The organism is Micrococcus terreus, from assembly GCF_900116905.1.
Lineage (GTDB): Bacteria > Actinomycetota > Actinomycetes > Actinomycetales > Micrococcaceae > Citricoccus > Citricoccus terreus.
In genome coordinates this window covers 1-17,634 of record NZ_FPCG01000018.1, presented here as the reverse complement: position 1 = coordinate 17,634, position 17,634 = coordinate 1, and the positions used below count along the sequence as shown (strand labels likewise).

14 protein-coding genes and 1 pseudogene are annotated in these 17,634 nt (G+C 65.6%); 9 read left to right on the top strand and 6 right to left on the bottom strand.

Annotation, left to right across the window (positions count from 1 at the left end; translation table 11 throughout):
• Positions 1 to 174 precede the first annotated feature (174 nt).
• Positions 175 to 1,668 (bottom strand): APC family permease, encoded by a 1,494-nt coding sequence (locus tag BM355_RS13630; protein ID WP_091699635.1) that lies wholly within the window; start codon positions 1,666 to 1,668, stop codon positions 175 to 177.
• Between the two features lie 762 nt (positions 1,669 to 2,430).
• Here BM355_RS13630 and BM355_RS13625 point away from each other — a divergent pair.
• From BM355_RS13625 to BM355_RS13600, 6 genes are all read left to right on the top strand, one after another.
• Positions 2,431 to 3,849 carry a flavin monoamine oxidase family protein gene (locus BM355_RS13625; protein ID WP_091699634.1) on the top strand — a complete coding sequence of 473 codons (1,419 nt, stop codon included), beginning with the start codon at positions 2,431 to 2,433 and terminating at the stop codon, positions 3,847 to 3,849.
• Positions 3,846 to 4,292: a RidA family protein gene (locus tag BM355_RS13620; RefSeq protein WP_218154352.1), complete on the top strand. Its 447-nt coding sequence runs from the start codon at positions 3,846 to 3,848 to the stop codon at positions 4,290 to 4,292. Before BM355_RS13625 ends, BM355_RS13620 begins: the two co-directional genes overlap by 4 nt.
• 289 nt (positions 4,293 to 4,581) lie before the next feature.
• The gene (locus tag BM355_RS13615) at positions 4,582 to 5,196 is read left to right on the top strand and encodes an Lrp/AsnC family transcriptional regulator (RefSeq protein WP_091699631.1); all 615 of its coding nucleotides are present in this window, start codon (positions 4,582 to 4,584) and stop codon (positions 5,194 to 5,196) included.
• 368 nt (positions 5,197 to 5,564) lie between these two features.
• Positions 5,565 to 6,080, top strand: coding sequence for a hypothetical protein (locus tag BM355_RS13610; RefSeq protein ID WP_091699630.1), 516 nt, complete (start codon positions 5,565 to 5,567; stop codon positions 6,078 to 6,080).
• A gap of 728 nt (positions 6,081 to 6,808) precedes the next feature.
• A complete protein-coding gene (locus BM355_RS13605; protein WP_245760834.1) occupies positions 6,809 to 8,185 on the top strand; it encodes an MFS transporter in 1,377 nt (458 codons plus the stop codon).
• A gap of 132 nt (positions 8,186 to 8,317) precedes the next feature.
• Entirely contained in the window at positions 8,318 to 9,151 is an 834-nt protein-coding gene (locus BM355_RS13600; RefSeq protein ID WP_091699628.1) for an NAD(P)-dependent oxidoreductase, read from the top strand.
• Positions 9,152 to 9,253: 102 nt separating this feature from the next.
• Here BM355_RS13600 and BM355_RS13595 read toward each other — a convergent pair whose 3' ends face one another.
• Together BM355_RS13595 and BM355_RS13590 are read right to left on the bottom strand one after the other, a co-directional pair.
• Positions 9,254 to 10,462, bottom strand: coding sequence for an acyl-CoA dehydrogenase family protein (locus tag BM355_RS13595; RefSeq protein ID WP_091699626.1), 1,209 nt, complete (start codon positions 10,460 to 10,462; stop codon positions 9,254 to 9,256).
• Positions 10,463 to 10,485: 23 nt separating this feature from the next.
• A complete protein-coding gene (locus BM355_RS13590) occupies positions 10,486 to 11,727 on the bottom strand; it encodes a CaiB/BaiF CoA transferase family protein (protein ID WP_091699624.1) in 1,242 nt (413 codons plus the stop codon).
• 162 nt (positions 11,728 to 11,889) lie between these two features.
• Between BM355_RS13590 and BM355_RS13585 the strand changes: the two genes are divergently transcribed.
• From BM355_RS13585 to BM355_RS13575, 3 genes are all read left to right on the top strand, one after another.
• Positions 11,890 to 12,798 (top strand): LysR family transcriptional regulator, encoded by a 909-nt coding sequence (locus BM355_RS13585; protein WP_091699622.1) that lies wholly within the window; start codon positions 11,890 to 11,892, stop codon positions 12,796 to 12,798.
• Between the two features lie 99 nt (positions 12,799 to 12,897).
• Positions 12,898 to 14,283 carry an MFS transporter gene (locus BM355_RS13580; RefSeq protein ID WP_091699620.1) on the top strand — a complete coding sequence of 462 codons (1,386 nt, stop codon included), beginning with the start codon at positions 12,898 to 12,900 and terminating at the stop codon, positions 14,281 to 14,283.
• Between the two features lie 99 nt (positions 14,284 to 14,382).
• The gene (locus tag BM355_RS13575) at positions 14,383 to 15,252 is read left to right on the top strand and encodes a 3-hydroxyacyl-CoA dehydrogenase family protein (protein ID WP_091699618.1); all 870 of its coding nucleotides are present in this window, start codon (positions 14,383 to 14,385) and stop codon (positions 15,250 to 15,252) included.
• Positions 15,253 to 15,440: 188 nt separating this feature from the next.
• Here BM355_RS13575 and BM355_RS13570 read toward each other — a convergent pair whose 3' ends face one another.
• The 3 genes and pseudogenes from BM355_RS13570 to BM355_RS13560 form a co-directional block, all read right to left on the bottom strand.
• The gene (locus tag BM355_RS13570) at positions 15,441 to 15,872 is read right to left on the bottom strand and encodes a carboxymuconolactone decarboxylase family protein (protein WP_091699616.1); all 432 of its coding nucleotides are present in this window, start codon (positions 15,870 to 15,872) and stop codon (positions 15,441 to 15,443) included.
• 133 nt (positions 15,873 to 16,005) lie between these two features.
• Positions 16,006 to 17,382 (bottom strand): NAD-dependent succinate-semialdehyde dehydrogenase, encoded by a 1,377-nt coding sequence (locus BM355_RS13565; RefSeq protein ID WP_091699614.1) that lies wholly within the window; start codon positions 17,380 to 17,382, stop codon positions 16,006 to 16,008.
• Positions 17,383 to 17,454: 72 nt separating this feature from the next.
• Positions 17,455 to 17,634 (bottom strand): annotated as a pseudogene (locus tag BM355_RS13560) (flavin-containing monooxygenase); the annotation flags it as partial.

The following is a 17,634-nucleotide window of genomic DNA, read 5'->3' as shown; positions in this document are numbered from 1 at the left end:
CCGCACGGAACAGCCGCATGGACATCTGCGGGTTCTCCGCCATGATGGCCGACCAGTCGGCGTAGAGGTCGCGCAGGGCATCCTGGGTGGTGGTGTTGCTGGGATTCATAGTTGCATCCTTCTTTTGTGATCTTTGGTGGACGTGGAGGTTGTCTCTCGGGTGCCAAACTTGCGCTAGGAAGCAGTAGGGACGTCACTCGGGGCTGCACGCCGACCCTGGGAGAGGGAAACCAGAACGCCGGTGAGCGGAAGCGCGATGAGAAGCGCTATCACGAGCACGGTTCCGATCTTTGAGCCAGTGATGACTTCGATGTTCGTTAGCGACATCACGAGAACCCACAGCAAGCCAAACGTCGCGAGGATCGGGGCGACGAGCCGCACGAAGATGCCGGGCCTGGGCTGCTGCGGGCGAGCAAAGTAGACGACAGCGGCAATCGACGCTGCGGCCATCATCGTGAGGACGGCAAAGCCCAAGATTCCGATGAGCGGGCCGAATACCTGAAGGACCGGATCAAGATTCAGGACCGCTGCGATGATGATCGCGATGAGCGTCGTGACCGACAAGACAAGTGAGGCATTGGAAGGCACGCGATGCGCGGCGTGCACGCGTCCCACATACGAGGGAAGTAGACCCGTCGACCCCATGGTGAGCTGGTAGCGAGCCACCACATTATGAAAAGAAAGGGCACAGGCGAAGACACTGCCCAGGAGGAAGACGTTGACCAGGATAGAGAACCACGGTCCGACGTACTGATCTCCTAACGCGAAGAGAACGGCTGCGGGATCAACTGCTATCAGCTCCCCGACGCCGTCCGTTCCTGCGCCCGTCACGATGCTGAGCGATACAAAGACATAGAGAACGCCGATCAACACGGCTGCTGCGTAAGTTGCACGGGGAATGGTGCGGTCCGGATCGCGTGCTTCGCTGCGAAAGACCGCTGTGGCCTCAAACCCCACGAAACATAAGACTGCCCACATGATTCCACTCGCCGGTGAACCTTGCCCGAATGCCTCAATGGGACTTAACGCCGCGGGATTGATCCCTTCCTTGCCACCGCTGAGGAAAATGGCCGTGCCGAGCACCACGAGAATGGCCATTTCCAAGATCAGGAGCACGGCCAGTACCCGGGAGCTGAGCTCCACATTCCGGTAACCCACCAAGGCGAGCAGTCCACAACAAAGAACCGACCACAGCCACCACGGTGAATCCGTCCACGGGGTGAAGGTGGCGACCAAGTTGCTGGTAAACGGACCGGCATAGATTGTCAGGGCCATCACGGCCAGCGAATATGCGCCTAGGGCCAGCATTGCCGCGGCGTTACCGGGCACTCGTCCCAGTCCCGCGCCGATGTACGCATAGAAGGCACCGGCATTATCGACATATTTGCTCAGCGCGATATACCCGACTGCGAATAGGCACAGGAGGACAGTGGCCGCCATGAAATAAACCGGCGCTGCGAAGTTCTCTGAGAAGAGAAAAGACATCGGCAGTACACCCGTCGCAGCGGTCAGGGGGGCCGCCGCGGCGAGCACCATGAAGACAATAGAGGGCGAACCGAGGGTCCGACGCAGTTCAGGTTCACCCCGCTGGGCCCTGTGCGCATCCCCGCCTTGCAGCCCCACCGCTAGCCCGGTGGCTGATGCCACCGTTTGTCCAATCTCGCTCATAAATCGTTCCTCTCTAATGGGCCCGAAGACTGGGGTGCCTCTAAGCTCTTTTCGTCGTGACGCAGCAACCAGAGGGTGATGCACATCACATGCCGGGTGTGTGGGAGATACGGTAGGGAAAGGCGCAAGCAAAAACCGTGGTTGCCGAAATGTTTTCGAAATAAGACCTCGTTGTCGCAAGCCCTGCGAGGAGGCCAGTAAGGGGCGGGTGCACGCCGAAAGATTGCCAAGCGACCGCCCGCTGGTGCCGCCCGCACTCTTTTCTGTGCGGTGTTGCCCGGAATGGGGGCTTGGGAGACACTCGATTTCTGGGCGGTTGAAGAACTCCGAGCGCACGCGCCTTCAACTCCGGGCGATCGCGGCACAACATCCCATGAGCCCGCGAGATAGCCCCGACGGGTGGGCTGTCCGGGGAGGGTGCTATGAAGCGTATTCCCCACCCATTGGCGGCCAGGACCAGGGAAGCGCGAGTGAGGCTGGAGAGAGCCTCGAACGGCTCCCGGGGTCAACTCCGCGCAGCCTGATCATCTCTCGTGCTTGGCGCGCAATCTCCGTTGATGTTTCTTGCGTCGCACGCCTGCCTTGGGATGGGTTGCCGCAGCTCTTGCGACGAATCGAGGAACTTCCGAAAAACTTTCGGCGAAGCTCCCTTCAGCTTCATGGTTTCCCTACTGTGGCACGCACGCGCCTTTGCGTGACCTACATCACCTTGGTTGGTATGCGGTGATCAGTTACCGCAGACACCACAGAGAGGACAGCACCATGACACCTCCCCATATCCATGACTCAGTGGCCCCTGAGTCCGACGCTGACGTGATCATCATCGGGGCCGGAATCTCAGGCAGTGCTGCCGCCAAGGCACTGCATGATCAGGGCAAGTCCGTGCTGATCGTCGAGGGCAATGACCGGATCGGCGGACGCACTTGGACAGAACCGGAGGGTGCCCCCGGCGGCCCGATCGACAATGGCGGCATGTTCATCGGAGACACCCATAAGCACCTCATCGAGCTCGGCACGAGCCTGGGCCTGGAGATGACCCCCTCGGGCAAGCCTGGCGATGACCTTTACGTCGTACAGGGCGAGGTACTGCGGGCCCCCAATGAGCAACTGGACCCGAGCCTGCCCTTTGTCCCGGAGTACCTGGCCTCGCTCGAGGCTCTCGATGAACTGGCGGACAGCGTGGGCTGGGAGCATCCGTGGGATTCGGCGCACGCGGCCGAGCTGGACAGCAAGACGGTCGCCACGTGGATCGCGGAGACCTTCGAGCACGAAGAAGTGCGCCGGTTGCACACCGTCCTAGTCAATACATTCCTCGGCGCCGATCCCTACGACGTCTCCCTCCTGTACTGGGCCTACTACGTCAGCGAATGCGAGGGGACCAAGTGCCTGATGGGCACCCGGGACGGCGCGCAGTGGGCATGGTGGTTCGGGGGAGCCGCACAGGTGAGCTGGCGAATCGCCGATGCCATCGGGCGAGAAAAAATCCTCTTGGAATGGCCGGTCGACCGGGTCGAGCAGGATGATTCCGGGGTCACGGTCTTTTCGGGGCAGCGGAGCCTGCGAGCACGCCACGTCGTGATCGCAATGTCACCGTTGGCTTCGAACCAGATCCGCTTCACGCCGGCCCTGCCGACGTCCCGTGCCCAGCTTCAGGCGCGTTCACCGATGGGGCGCTATTACAAGGTTCAGGCGCGGTACCCCTCTGCCTTCTGGGTCAAGCAGGGCACTTCGGGTGCACTGCTGGATACTGACGACGTCGGAGTCTTCCTCCTCGACGGCACGAAGCCTACCGATACATTGGCAACATTGATCGGGTTCATTGGCGGGTCGAACTACGACCGCTGGGCAGGTCGCACGGAGCAAGAGCGCAAGAGCGCCTTCCTCGATCTCCTGGTCAAGAGCTTCGGTCCGCAGGCCGCCGAGCCGAGCTACTTCCACGAAACCGACTGGACCGAACAGGAATGGGCGAAGGGTGGCCCGGTCACTTACATGCCCCCGGGAGTGATGTCCCACTTCGGCGCAGCTCTCCGTGATCCCATCGGAAGGATCCATTTCGCAGGCACCGAAGCCTCGCTCCAGTGGTCCGGCTACATGGAGGGCGGCGTTCGAGCCGGTCAGAATGCCGCCGCCGCCATTGTTGAGACACTCGACGCCACCACGAGGAAGGAGGCCCTGCTGTGACTGTCCAGCGCATCGACCAGCGTGCCAGTGGTCATTCGGTCCTGCCGGAGTCCATGATCGAGGATTACCAGGAATTCCACTTCTCGCCGGGCTTCGAAGCCGGCGGCTTGTTGTTCATCTCCGGACAGATCGGGGTCGATGCCTCCGGCGGAGTACCGGACCAGCCAGCTGAACAAGCTCGCTGCGCGTTCGAACGCATCGGAACCATCCTTGCCGAGGCAGGTCTTGGATTCGAGGACATCGCCAGCATCACCAGTCACCATGTCGGCGAGGTGACGGAAATCTTCGGCTGGTTCCCGGAGGTCAAAGACTCCTTCCTGGCGCCTCCCTACCCCGCATGGACTGCACTGGGCGTGAGTGGCCTCGCGATCCCGGGCATCGTCGTTGAGATCAGCGCTATTGCAAAAACACGAGCGAACGGCTCCACAAACGAGACGTCATAATCGGTCCAGCGGGAGAGCCCTCATGCTCGGTGGTGGTCGACGCCATCCGCATAAGGGCTCTCCCTTCATATTGGGTCCGGCCCGCAGAGCGCCCAAGAGCAGTATGTCTCGACCACGTCAAGTTTGGTGGTGAGCGTTCCTGAGCTCTGCGGCCTGCTCTAATGTGTCGCTATCGGTCCGCAGGACCAGATACACGACATCGCAAGCCCGGAGCGTGCAGCGCTCAGGCCGGTTTGCGGCGGAACCGCTTGGGCCAGCCAGCGACGCCGAGTACCTGAATGGGAGAGGAATGGTTGAAAAGCGCGACAGTAGGGACCGCTCGCAAAATCACGAGTCCAGCGGAGGACAGAGCCACCAGTACGCGCCGGTTGATGATCTGGACGAAAGAATCCTCTGGGAACTGATCAGGGACGGCCGGGTCACTGTCTCCGCATTGGCAGAATTTCTGGGTGTGTCTCCCTCAACGGTGTCTGCGCGGACGTCGGCTCTGAAACGCGCAGGAGTGATCAAGTCAGTCCACGCTGACGTCGACTTGAGGAAGGTCGGTCTGCCGATCCAGGCCATGGTCTTCGTTCGCACCCGTGCTCAAGCACGACCGCATATTCAGGAGTACGCGAGGATGGTCTCTCAGCTTCCCAGTGTGCTGAATCTCTACTACATGGGCGGCAACGAGGACTTCTTGATTCATCTAGTTTGCACGTCTACCGACCACTTGAGGGACATCGTGGCCTCTCAGGTGAGCATGCACCAGGTTGTTGCTTCCACCCGTACGCACATTGTCTACGAACACGCCCTCGGGGCAGATCATATGGACCACCTCGCGGGATTTGAGGAAGTAAGGCGTCCGGTCGGCCCTGCCCAGAATGCTGGTCCGGCCCGTGACTTTCCTGCGGTATTCGGCTAACCCTTCCGTGGCCTCAGTACGCGAGGAACGCCACAGAGCACAAACAGCGTGCCGTAGACGGCGTTGAATTGATCCGTGCACAAGAACGCCCGGCGAACGCCTATAAGCGACGTTATGTCAACTGAAAGGACGGGCTGTCCATTGAATCCGGCCTTCCTACTTCCTCGCGGCGCTGTGGTGAGTCTTGGTGATGTCCCGTTAGATGTGCCTCTCGAGTGAGATGTGGTGGTCGTCGCGCCCTGGCGCCACGCGGATTCGCTTATGACATGGCATGATAGTGATCTTAGTCACATTCATCGCTCGGGATCCCGGCCCCCAAGACCCTTGTTCCCCGAGTGCCATTCATCGATTAAGAAGGGAATCCTCCGATGTCCACGCCCATGACCCGACCGTCCGCAGGCCGGCTCCACACGGTGGCGGCGCGACTGCGGGTGGGGGTACCCGCCCAGGTGTTCCGCCAGCATCTCGCCGTCGGCGACCTCGCCGGCGCCTGGCGCGGGGTCGACCCCGCACTCCGGTGGGCCTGGACCCGGCGCTGGACCCACACATCCCGGGCTGCACTGGGCGGGCTCTGCCCGGTCGGCCTAGCGATCGAACTGGCCGCCCTCGAGGGCCCCGCGCACCCGCTGTGGCGGCGCTTCGCCTCCGACCAGCTCCAGACCCTGCACCAGGTGGAGAGGTCTGGGCAATGGCGCTCCTGCCCAGGCCCTGCCCGGCCGCCGGCCGACGTCACGGTGCTCTACGCCGATCCACGCCACCTCGACACCTGGGCGCTTCCCAGCGACCCCGGGGCCGTGCCGATGCTGATGCGCTGGAACGGCACCACCTGGCTGGTGCTCAACTATGCCTCGACGACTATCCCGCCCACCGGTCACCCCGACTAAGGATCGATGCGCCCACGGCCCGCCCTTTGGTCTGGCCCCTGAGGGTGTGACCGGTCAGTACACGAAGTTCCGTGAGCGGCCACGGCGGTCACTTGCCGCGGTGGTGGCGTGCCCTCGGTGCTCACAACCGCCTCCGACGCGGCATGCGTAGCCATGCACACACCTTGAAGTGGCAAGACGGATATGCCGATACCGCAGAAGTACCAGTTGACATGGTGTTTTAGTCGGCGGACGCGTCCCATCGACATCTGCATAGACGCCGGGCTTGTAAGCCTGATTAGGTCATTTCGGTGGACAGCGTGCTCAGCGAAGGCTCTCCCCCATTGGGTGTCGATGACCTGCTGGCTATGCCAGCCATCCCATCCTGGACCTGGGCCGAGGGCCCTTGTGGTGCTCGCCATGGGCCACACAAGAGCCCGTGCAGATTTCGCGCGTGCGGGCCCGCAGGGGCCCAGGCTGGTGATTCGTTTGACGACTCGTCTGGTTCGATGCCGCAAGACGGCTGCTCCGAGGAAGGGACTGCTGCCGGAGTATGTAGTAGACGATGGCAGCCTAAACGCCGACCGCCCCAGTTGGATGTTTGACAGAGGTCTGGCCGCGAGAATATCGCCTCTCATATCTGATGGAGGCAGGTGTTCCACATCGGAACACCTGTGATGGGGCTCACATCCATAGGGTTGAGCGTCAGACGCTGCGGACTCCCTGCAGCCCAGTCCGAGGAACCCCGCGTGGAGACCACCCCTATTACCGCGCCAGCGGAGACCACCCGCCAGAAGACGCCCCGGAAGGCCGCCCTGGCCTCGTTGCTGGGTAGCTCGCTGGAGTACTACGACTTCTTCATCTACGGCTCTGCCGCAGCCCTGGTCTTCAACGTCCTGTTCTTCCCCAGCCTGGATCCGACGGTGGGCCTGGTCGCTGCCTTCGGCACGTTCGGTGTCGGCTATGCCGCCCGGCCGATCGGCGCCATGGTGATGGGGCACTTCGGGGACAAGATCGGGCGCAAGCGCGCCCTGCTGTTCACGGTCGTGCTGATGGGCGTCGTCTCCCTGGCCATCGGCTTCCTGCCAACCTACGACGCCATCGGCCTGTGGGCCCCGGTCCTGCTGACCCTGTGCCGGTTGCTGCAGGGCTTCTCGGCCGGCGCCGAGAGCGCCGGGGCCTCGGTGCTGACCCTCGAGCACTCCCCCGAGGGACGTCGCGGGTTCTTCTCCAGCTCCGTGATGGTCGGCTACGCAGTGGGCATGGTCCTGGCCACCGTGGTGTTCCTGCCGATCGCCGTGCTGCCGGAGGAAGCCCTGTACTCGTGGGGCTGGCGGGTGCCCTTCTGGGCCTCCATCGTGGTGGCCATCGTCGCCGTCTTCGTCCGCAACACGCTGAGCGAGACGCCGTCCTTCGAGGCGGCCAAGGAGAAGCAGGAGGTCAAGAAGGTGCCGCTCGTGGAGGTGCTGCGGCACCAGCCGATGGACGTGGTCCGCGTGGCCCTGGCCACCACCATCGCGATGTTCCAGTCGCTGTTCACGGTGTTCATCCTCAGCTACTCCACGACCACGCTGGGCCTGGACCGGGCGACCATGCTGACCATCAACGCCGTCACCATCGGCCTGTCGATCATCACCTTGCCGCTGGCTGCAAAGCTGTCCGACCGGTTCGGCCGGCGCCCGCTGATGTTCATCTCCGCCGCCGGCTGTGCCCTGACCCTGCCGCTGTACTTCATGGCCCTGTCGACGCAGAACATCGCCGTGATCTTCGTGGTCGCCTTAGTTCACATGACCCTGTTCTTCTCCGCCTACAACGGCGTCTGGCCCGCGTTCTACGCCGAACAGTTCGCCAGCCCGGTCCGCTACTCGGGCATGGCCGTGGGCAACCAGGTCGGCAACCTGCTGGCCGGCTTCGCCCCCATGATCGCCGCCCTGCTCGTGGGATCCGGGACCTTCGGCTGGGTGCCCGTGACGATCGGCGTCGCCGGCGTGATGGTGGTCGCCTCCGTCGCGATCTACTTCATGAGGGAAACTGCCTTCACCCGCATTGAAGACCTCGACCGGGTCCATGACGACTCCGTCAACCGCCGCAACGCCCGCAGAGAGGCCGCCCTGGCTGACGCCTGAGCCAGCGCGTCCCCGCAGCCGCCTCGACGGCCAATTCCCCCGGATTCCACGCCGCCTGCCCCCACTCCATGGTGGAGTGGGGGCAGGCGGTTGTCCCGTCCTACAGCACCATCCACGGAAGGACCACTCCTCATGAGCACGAAGATCGGTTTCGTCGGACTCGGCACCATGGGCCTGCCCATGGCCCTCAACCTCAACAAGGCCGGTTTCGAGGTGATCGGCTACGACGCTTTCGAGGGCTCCCGCGCCAAGGCCCGCGAGGCCGGCATCACCATCGCCGACAGCCCCCGGCAGGTCGCCGAGAAGGCTGAGGACGCGGTGGTGTCCATGGTCCGCGACTACGCTCAGAACGTGGACGTCATCCTCGGTGAGGACGGGCTGCTCTCCGCCCACCCGCAGGGCCTGACCGTCATCGTGATGAGCACCCTGGACCCGGACTCGATGAACGAGCTGGGCCGGCAGGTCACCGAGACCGGCCAGGCCCGGATCATCGCCGCCGCCGTGTCCGGCGGGGCCACCGGTGCCCAGGAGGGGACCCTGTCCATCATGGCCTCCGGCGCCGAGGATCTGGTGGACGCCGCCCGCCCGTACTTCGACGCCGTGGGCTCGAACACCTTTTACTACGGGGAGGCACCGGGCAACAGCCAGGCCGCCAAGCTGGTCAACAACCTGGTGCTGGGCATCACCATGAACGCCGTGGCCGAGGGCCTGAAGTTCGGCGCGCACTACGGCCTGCCCGAGTCCGAGCTGCTGAACTTGTTCCAGGTCTCCACCGGCGACAGCTGGGTCGCCCGCAACTGGGACACCGTCTCGCAGTGGACCGCCGACACGGCCCTGGCGGTGCTGCTCAAGGACCTCAAGGCCGCCCACCTCAAGGGCCTGGAGCACGGCATCACCCTGCCGTTCAACGCCCTGTCCTCCACCCTGCTGTTTGACTCATGGGGGCAGAATGCACAGGGAGCGTGAGGCGTGTACGCAAGAACCCCGGACCACGGCGGTCCGGGGCTATCGCGTACGTAGACGGTGGGTTTGGCGGACCCTGGATCGGCAGGGCCTCGCTCGGGCGCGTCAGCGGCGGGAGCGGGTGAAGGCGGACAGGCCGGTGATGTCCCGGCCCACGATGAGGGCCTGCATGGAGTCGGTGCCTTCGTAGGTGGACACGACCTCCATGTCGGTCAGGTGCCGACCGATGTGGCGCTCGAGCAGCAGCCCGTTGCCGGCCACGATGTCCCGGGCGGTGCGGACCATGTCCAGGGCCTTGCGCGAGGTGGTCATCTTCACCAACGAGGACATGGGCATGGTGAACGCGTCACGCTCCTGCAGCTCGGCCATCCGGTTGCACATTAACTGCATGGACACCAGGTCGGAGAGCATGGTGGCTAGGCGCTCCTGGACCAGCTGATAGCCGCCGATCTGCGCACCGAACTGCTCGCGCTCCAGGGCGTAGTTCGCGGCGATCTCGAAGGCGGCCATGCCATGGCCGAGGGCCTCCCAGGAAGCGCCGCCGCGGGTGGCCTTCAGCACGCGGTTCACGCCGGCGAAGGACTCGCAGTGCTCCAGCCGGTTCTCCTCCGGGATGCGCAGGCCCTCGATGACGATGTCGGCCTGGTTGATGGCCCGCTTGCCCACCTTGCCCTGGATCACCGTGGGGTTGTAGCCGGACGGGTAGGACCCGTCGGCCTGCTTCTCCACCACGAAGGCCTTGACCTCACCATCGGCCTCGTCGCGGGCGTAGACGACGATCACGTCGGCCGCGTGACCGTTGCCAATCCACCGCTTGTGGCCGTCGAGGATCCAGCCGTCACCGTCCCGGCGGGCACAGGTCTCCAGGGAGACCGAGTCCGAACCGTGCGTCGGCTCGGTCAGGGCGAAGGCACCGGTCTTCTCCAGCCTCGCCATGGCCGGCAGCCAGCGGTTGCGCTGCTCCTCGTTGCCCAGCATGTACAGCGAGCCCATGCACAGGTTCGAGTGCACGCCCAGGAAGGTGTTGACCGAGCCGTCGATCCGTCCCATCTCCCGGGCCACGAGCCCGGCCTCCAGGCGGGTCAGGCCCGGGCAGCCGTAGCCGGGGATGAAGGTGCCGATGATCCCCAGTCCGGCCAGCCCGGGAATGAGTTCCTCGGGGAACTCGGCCCGCTCCCAAGCGTCGTTGATGACCGGCAGGACCGACTCCCGGCCGAAGTTGCGGACGCGGTCGCGCAGGGCGCGCTGTCCTTCGGTCAGGTCGGCGTCGAGCAGGAAGTAGTCGGGGTGCTCGAGCAGGGACGGGGTGCCCATGGGCTTCTCCTCGGGTGGGTGACTCAGGGATGTGACGGGGACGGGATCGGACGGGTGGGGGCCTCGGCGCGGTCGAGCCAGTCCAGGATCCACTCGCGGTCCCCATCCAGGGTGGGCGGTGCCAGGCGGTGGACGGCCGGGGTGCGGCTGTAGCGGATGGGGTGGCGGATGGCCGGTACGGTGTGCTTGCCCTCGCCGAGATGCACGACGGGCTCCAGGCCGAGGCCGGCGGCGAACTCCACACCCTCACCCACCGTGAGGATCGGCGAGCAGGGAATGCCGGCGTCACGGAATTCCGAGAACCACTCGTCGGCGGTCTTCGCGGCCAGCGCCTCGAGCAGTTGGCCGCGCAGTTCTTCGCGGTGCTCGTTGCGGCCCTTCATGGTCTGGTACCGCTCGTCCTGGGCCAGGTCGGAACGGCCCAGATGCTGCACCAGCTTGGCGAACTGGCGGTCGTTGCCGACACAGAGGATGAGGTCCCGGTCGGCGGCCCGGAAGGGTCCGTAGGGGAACAGGGACGGGTGGTCATTGCCCATTCGGTGGGGCACGTTACCGGAGGCCACAGCGCCGCCGGTCTGATTGACCAGACCCGACAGGGCGGAGGAGAGCAGGTCCAACTCCAGGTGCTGCCCGCACCCGGAGGCATCGCGCTCCCGCAGGGCACCCAGCACGCCGATCGCGGCATGCAGGCCGGTGATGACGTCGAAGATGGCCACTCCGGAGCGCTGGGGCGGTCCGTCAGGTTCGCCGGTCACGGACATCATCCCGGACAGCGCCTGAGCCAGCAGGTCGTATCCGGGCAGGGCGTCGCCATTGGCGCTGCCGAAGCCGGTGATGGAGGCGTGGACGATATGGGGCCAACGTTCGGCCACGGAGGCGGAATCCAGGCCGAAGCGGGTCAGCCCGCCGGGCTTGAAGTTCTCGATGAACACGTCGGCCCGGTCCAGCAGCCCGTAGGCGGTGGCCAAGTCTTCTGGGTCCTTGAGGTCCAGGACGATGGCGCGCTTGTTGCGGTTGACGGAGAGGTAGTAGGTGCTCACCCCGTCGCGCTCCGGTGGCGCCCAGGTCCGGGTGTCGTCCCCGCCGGGGCCCTCCACCTTGATCACGGTGGCACCCATGTCCGCCAGCAGCATGGTGCAGTAGGGGCCGGCGAGCACGCGGGTGAAGTCGGCGATCACGACGCCGGCCAGCGGCCCGGCCGTCGGTGCGGCCGGAGACCCGGTCGTCGAGGCGGCACCCGTGCCGTTCGGGGAAGCGGGATCCATGGTTTGTCCTCCATCCGGTGGATGTCCCGATGCCGCTGCTGCAGCCGTCCCGGGCCGTCCTGTGTTCTCCACCACAGTCCCATCCAGATTATGATCTGTCCAATGCATGAAGGGACGGTTGTTGATACCGTTTGGACAAGAGAACTCTCACAAGGAGGACCCATGGAGGTACGGCAGGCAGAAGCCTTCCTGGCCGTGGCGGAGGAGCTGCATTTCGGCCGGGCGGCCGACCGGCTCGGCATGGCGCAGCCGCCGCTGAGCCGGATCATCAAGCAGCTGGAGCGCCAGCTCGGGACGACGCTCTTCCATCGGACCACCCGCCAGGTCGAGTTGACCGCAGCCGGCCAGGCCCTGGTGAAGCCGGCTGACGAACTGGTCCGGGCCTCCCGGGCAACCCGGCGGGCGGTGAAGAGCGCCCTGGCCGGAGAGGCCGGCCGGGTGCGACTGGGCTTCGCCGGCGCTTCCGTCAACCGCACCGTCGGCGAGCTCGCCCGACAAGTCCGCAAGGAGCGCCCCGGGCTGGACTTCGAGATTCACAGTTCCCAGTTTTCGCAACCGGCCCTCGAGCGCATCCTCGACGGATCGCTAGACCTGGCGATCGGCCGTTGGGACTTCCTGCCCGAGGAGGTGGACTCCCGGGTGATCGCCGTTGAGGAGGTCATCCTGGCCCTGCCGGCCTCCCACCCCCTGGCGCAGGACGCCGGCCCGGTCGACATGGTCGAACTGCGGGAGGAGCCGTGGGTGGTCCTGCCGGGAGGCTTCGCGGCCGCGCTGCCAAACCGGTTGAACACCCTGGCGATGTCCGCGGGGTTCGTCCCCCGCGTCGCCCAGACGGCCCCCGATTCCTGGACCCTCATGGTGCTGGTCGCCGCGGAACTGGGTTGCGCGGTGACCCTGGACTCGGTGCGGGACAACACCTCCACCCCGGGCGTGGTGTTCCGCCCCATCCTGGGCGAGCATGCCCCGCTCGAGGTCCGGATGATCTGGCGACGCATGGACGACAACCCGGCCCTCCACGCCGTCCTGGACATCGCGGGACGCCTCCCCACCGGAGATCCCGGCGCAGATTGATGCCGAGACGTCATTGTCTGACGAATCATTGGTATTGGACCAGTCATCAGATCGGTGGCAGTCTCGTGTCCCGGATCACACGAGAACGGAGCCGTCACCATGACTGCAACACCGCCCGCGCCGGGCCAGCGCATCGGACCGCAGGGACCCACGGCCCAGCAACGCAAGACCGCCGTCCTGGCCTCCGGAGTCGGGACGGTGATCGAGTGGTATGACTACATGGCCTACGCCTTCCTGGCCGTCACCTTGGCAAGCTTGTTCTTCGCTACGGGTGAGCCGGGCGTGGCCCTGCTGTCCACGCTGGCCATCTTCGGTGTCTCCTTCCTGTTTCGCCCCTTGGGCGGCATCGTCTTCGGGCACATCGCCGACCGCTTCGGCCGTCGGCCGGCCTTGACGATTTCCGTGGTGGGCATGGCCGCCACGAGCTCACTCATCGGCTTCCTGCCGGTCTTCCAGGACGTCGGGCTGCTGGCACCGGTCCTGCTGGTGCTGCTGCGCGCCGTCCAGGGCATCGCGGCCGGTGGCGAGATGGCCAGCGCGGCCACCTACGCCTCCGAGGCCTCCACCGTGAGGCGCCGCGGTTTCGACGTCAGCTTCGTCAACCTGGGCCTCATCATCGGCACGGCGCTGGGTGCCGTGGTCGTCGGGCTGCTCTACGCCGGGCTCGCCGAGGAGCAGATGCTCTCCTGGGGCTGGCGCGTGCCGTTCTGGCTGTCCATCCCAATGGGCCTCGCCGCCCTGCTCATCCGCCGACACATGGAGGAGTCGGCAGAGTTCGAAAGGGCCCAGCAGTTGCAGGCACAGGTCACCCGGTCCCCCATCTGGGGCGCCCTGCGGGAGCAGCCGCGTCAGGTCTTCATGGTGACCGCCATGAACCTGGGCTCCTTCGCCGCCTTCTACATCGTCTTCACCTACCTCAGCACCTACTTCCAGACGCAGGGCATCATGACCGCCTCCCAGGCGTCCTGGTCCTCCGTGGCCGCACTGGCCGTGGCCGGTGCCAGCGTCCCGTTGTGGGGACGACTCTCGGACCGCATCGGCCGGCGGCCGGTGTTCATCGGCGCCTCCGTGGCCCTCGTGGTGCTGGCCTACCCCCTGTTCCTGATGATGAAGCAGGGCCTGTTCTTCGCGGTGGCGGGCCAGCTCGTGCTGGGCATCTTCGAGGCCGCCTACCTCGGCGTGCTGCTGGCCGCCTACACCGAACTGTTCGCCCCGTCCCTGCGGGTGTCCGGCGTGGCCCTGGGCTACAACTTCTCCTCGATCCTCGCCGGCGGGCCCGCCCCGTACGTCTCCGCGTGGCTCATCCAGGCCACCGGCATTGCCGAGGCGCCGGCCTTCTTCGTGATGGTCGCCGCCGGGCTCTCCCTGCTGGCCACGCTCGCGCTCTACGAGGAGACGGCCGGCAGGCCGCTGCCGGGCCAGGAGGCCACGGTGATGTCGGCCGACGATGACCGGGACACCACCGCGGCCAACCCCGCCCGCTGACTGTTCTCGGCGGTCCCCTTGGTGGGCCGCCGATCGGGACCGATCCGGCCCCTGCCTTACCCCTGCCTCTGACCCTGACCACCGAAGCGGAGAACTGACATGACTGAACAGACCACAGGAACCGTGCCGGCCGTCGTCGGAGTCCTCGGCGGCGGGCGGATGGGTGCCGGTATCGCCCATGCCTTCCTCACCAGCGGGTCCACCGTGACCGTCGTCGAACGGGATGAGGTGAGTGCCCGCGCCGCCCGCGAACGGGTGGAGAAGGACGTGGCTGCTTCCCTGAAACGCGGCAAGATTGGCGGCGAGCTGGCCGACTGGTCGGCCAGGCTCACCGTCTCCGTGGACCGGGACGCCTTCGCCGGCTGCGACCTCGTGGTCGAAGCGGTGCCCGAAGACATGCAGCTCAAGATCGACTCGCTCACGGACGTCGAGCGATGCCTCGGTACGGACGCTTGGCTGGCCACGAACACCTCGTCGCTGTCGGTCGACGTGTTGGCCGGTTACCTGCAGCGGCCCGAGCGGTTCTGCGGCCTGCATTACTTCAACCCGGTGCCGGCCTCGAAGCTCGTCGAGATCGTGATCGGGGAGAGGACCAGCAATGAACTGGAGGACCTCACGGCTAGATGGGTCCGAGGCCTCGGCAAGACACCCGTGGTGGTCAGGGACGCCCCCGGCTTCGCCTCCTCGCGGCTCGGCGTGGCCATCGCTTTGGAAGCTATCCGGATGGTCGAGGAGGGCGTCGCCACCCCTGAGGACATCGACAACGCCATGGTCCTGGGCTACAAGTTCCCGATGGGTCCCCTGGCCCTGACGGACATCGTGGGCCTGGACGTGCGCCTGGGCATCGCCGAATACCTCGAGGGCCAGCTCGGTGAGCGGTTTGCTCCCCCGCAGCTGATGCGGGACATGGTCGTGCGTGGCGAGCTCGGCCGCAAGGCCGGCAAGGGGTTCTTCGACTACGACGGCTGACCCCGCCCGGGGCGGATCGAGACCACCAGGACCACCGGCGGTCGCGCAGCCTGTGATGCCGAAGGTCGGATGACAGCGGGGGTGTGGGAACACCCGGTGCGCCCCCGCTGTCGTCGGGTCGTGGCTCCGTGAGCCGTGTGCTGGCCGCCCGTCGGCGGCTAGCCGTCCCTTGCGGGGACATCGGCCGGTCAGACCAGGCCGGTGTCCCCGCCCTCCTGTCCTGTGGTGCCCTCGGCACGCTCGGTCATGACCTCCTTGACGAGAGTGAGCGCGTTGAGCACGCGGGGGAATCCGACGTAGGGAATGCAGTGGATCAGCGTGCCGATGATCTGCTCGCGGGTCAGGCCGACGTTGAAGCCCACGTTGATGTGCAGTTTCAGCTGGGGCTCGGTCCCCAGGCCCACGAGGGTCGCGATGGTGACCATGGTCTGCTGCTGCTGGGTCAGGCTCGACCGGGAGTAAATGTCGCCGAACGCGAACGAGATGATGTAGTCGGCCAGCTCGGGGTCCAGGTCCTTATAGGACTCCACGAGCTTGGCATGGTCGAAGGTGTTCGCCTGCCCACCGGCGACGAGGTCCATCATGCGGTCCATGCCGCGTTGGTAGCGATCGGTGGTCATGAGTTTCTCCTGGGGTAATTCGTTGACTTCGAAGGCATCCTGGTCACCGCCGTGGTGACGTCGGCGGCCCCTGCCGATGAGGTTCATCGGCAGGGGCCGCCGGTGCGGAACCTTGGTTCTGGGGACCTGGGTGTCAAGCGCGCGGGTTGCGCACGAGCTTCTTGTTGGCGAACTCGTTGAATCCGAAGTGTGAGAGCTCGCGGCCGAAGCCAGATTTCTTCACGCCTCCGAAGGGCAAGTCCGGAGAGCTCTTGGAGGTGCCATTGATCCACACCATGCCCGTCTCCAGGGCCTCGGCCACGTACTGGGCCTGCTCCATGTCCTCGGTGAACACGCTGGCGGCCAGCCCATATGGCGAGTCGTTGGCCACCTCGATGGCCTCGTCGATGGTCTCGAATCGGTAAACGACACCGGCCGGTCCGAACACTTCCTCCCGGTACAGGTTCATCTCCGGGGTCACACCGCCCAGGAGGGTGGGCCGGTAGTAGGCGCCCTCTCCGTCGACTTTCCCACCTTCCAGGAGCACCTGTGCACCCCCGGCCACGGCGGCGCCGACGAGTTCATCGATCTCCTTCGCCGCTCCGGCGGAGGATAGTGGTCCCATCCTCGCGTCTGCGCTGGTCGGGTCGGCCGGCTCGAAGGCGGACATGTGTGCCACCAGTTTCTCGACGAAGGCGTCGTAGATGCTGGAGTGTGCCAGGAACCGCTTGGAGGCGGTGCAGGCCTGGCCGGCGTTGAACAGCCGGTTCCCGGCGGCGGCCTGGGCCGCGGCGTCCAGGTCTGCATCCTGCAGGACGATGACCGGGTCGGAGCCGCCCAGTTCCAGCACGCACTTCTTCAGGTTGCGCCCGGCCACCTCCGCGACGGCGGCCCCGGCCTTCTCCGAACCGGTCAGAGACACGCCCTGGACGCGGTCGTCGGCGATCGCGTCCGCCACCTGCTGCGAGGAGATGAACGCATTCTGGTAGACACCTTCCGGCAGGCCGGCCTCGGTCAGGACCTTCTCGATGGCCAGTGCGGACTGTGGGCAGTTGCGGGCGTGCTTGATGATGACCGTGTTGCCCAGGGCGATGTTCGGGGCCGCGAAGCGGGCCACCTGGTAGTAGGGGAAGTTCCAGGGCATGACCCCGACGAGCGGGCCGATCGGTTCGGTGCGCACCACCGCCGTGCCAGGTCCGGAGATCTCCAGCTGCTCGTCGGCCATGAACTCCTCGACGTGGTCGGCGTAGTACTGATAGATCGCCGCCGACAGGTCCACCTCCCCGCGCGCCTGCGCGATCGGCTTGCCCATCTCCAGGGTCAGCAGGGACGCCAGGTCCTCGGCCCTCGCCCGGTGGATCTCGGCCACCCGGGTGAGGATCGCCTTGCGCTCGGCGAGCCCGGTGCCCCGCCAGGAACGGTAGGCATCGGCGCTGCGGGCGAGCATCTGCTGCAGCTCGGCGTCCGAGATCTCCTCGAACGTCGCCAGGGTCTCCCCGGTAGCGGGATTGATGGTGCTGTAGACACCCATACGAGTCCTCCTTCAGTGGAAGGGCGCCACCCGTGGGATGGCGCCCTTCCTATGACGTGTTGATAGCGGGGGTTAGGCCGAGACCGGTTGTTCCGACGGGGTCAGGGTGAAGCCCCGGTAATCGTTCTCGGCCACATCCTTCAGGACATTGCGGTAGTTGCCCAGGCCGCCGAGGTAGAACAGCACCGAGGGCTTCTTGCCCGGGATGTTCGCCCCGAAGATCCAGGAGTCGACCTTGGTGAACACGGTCAT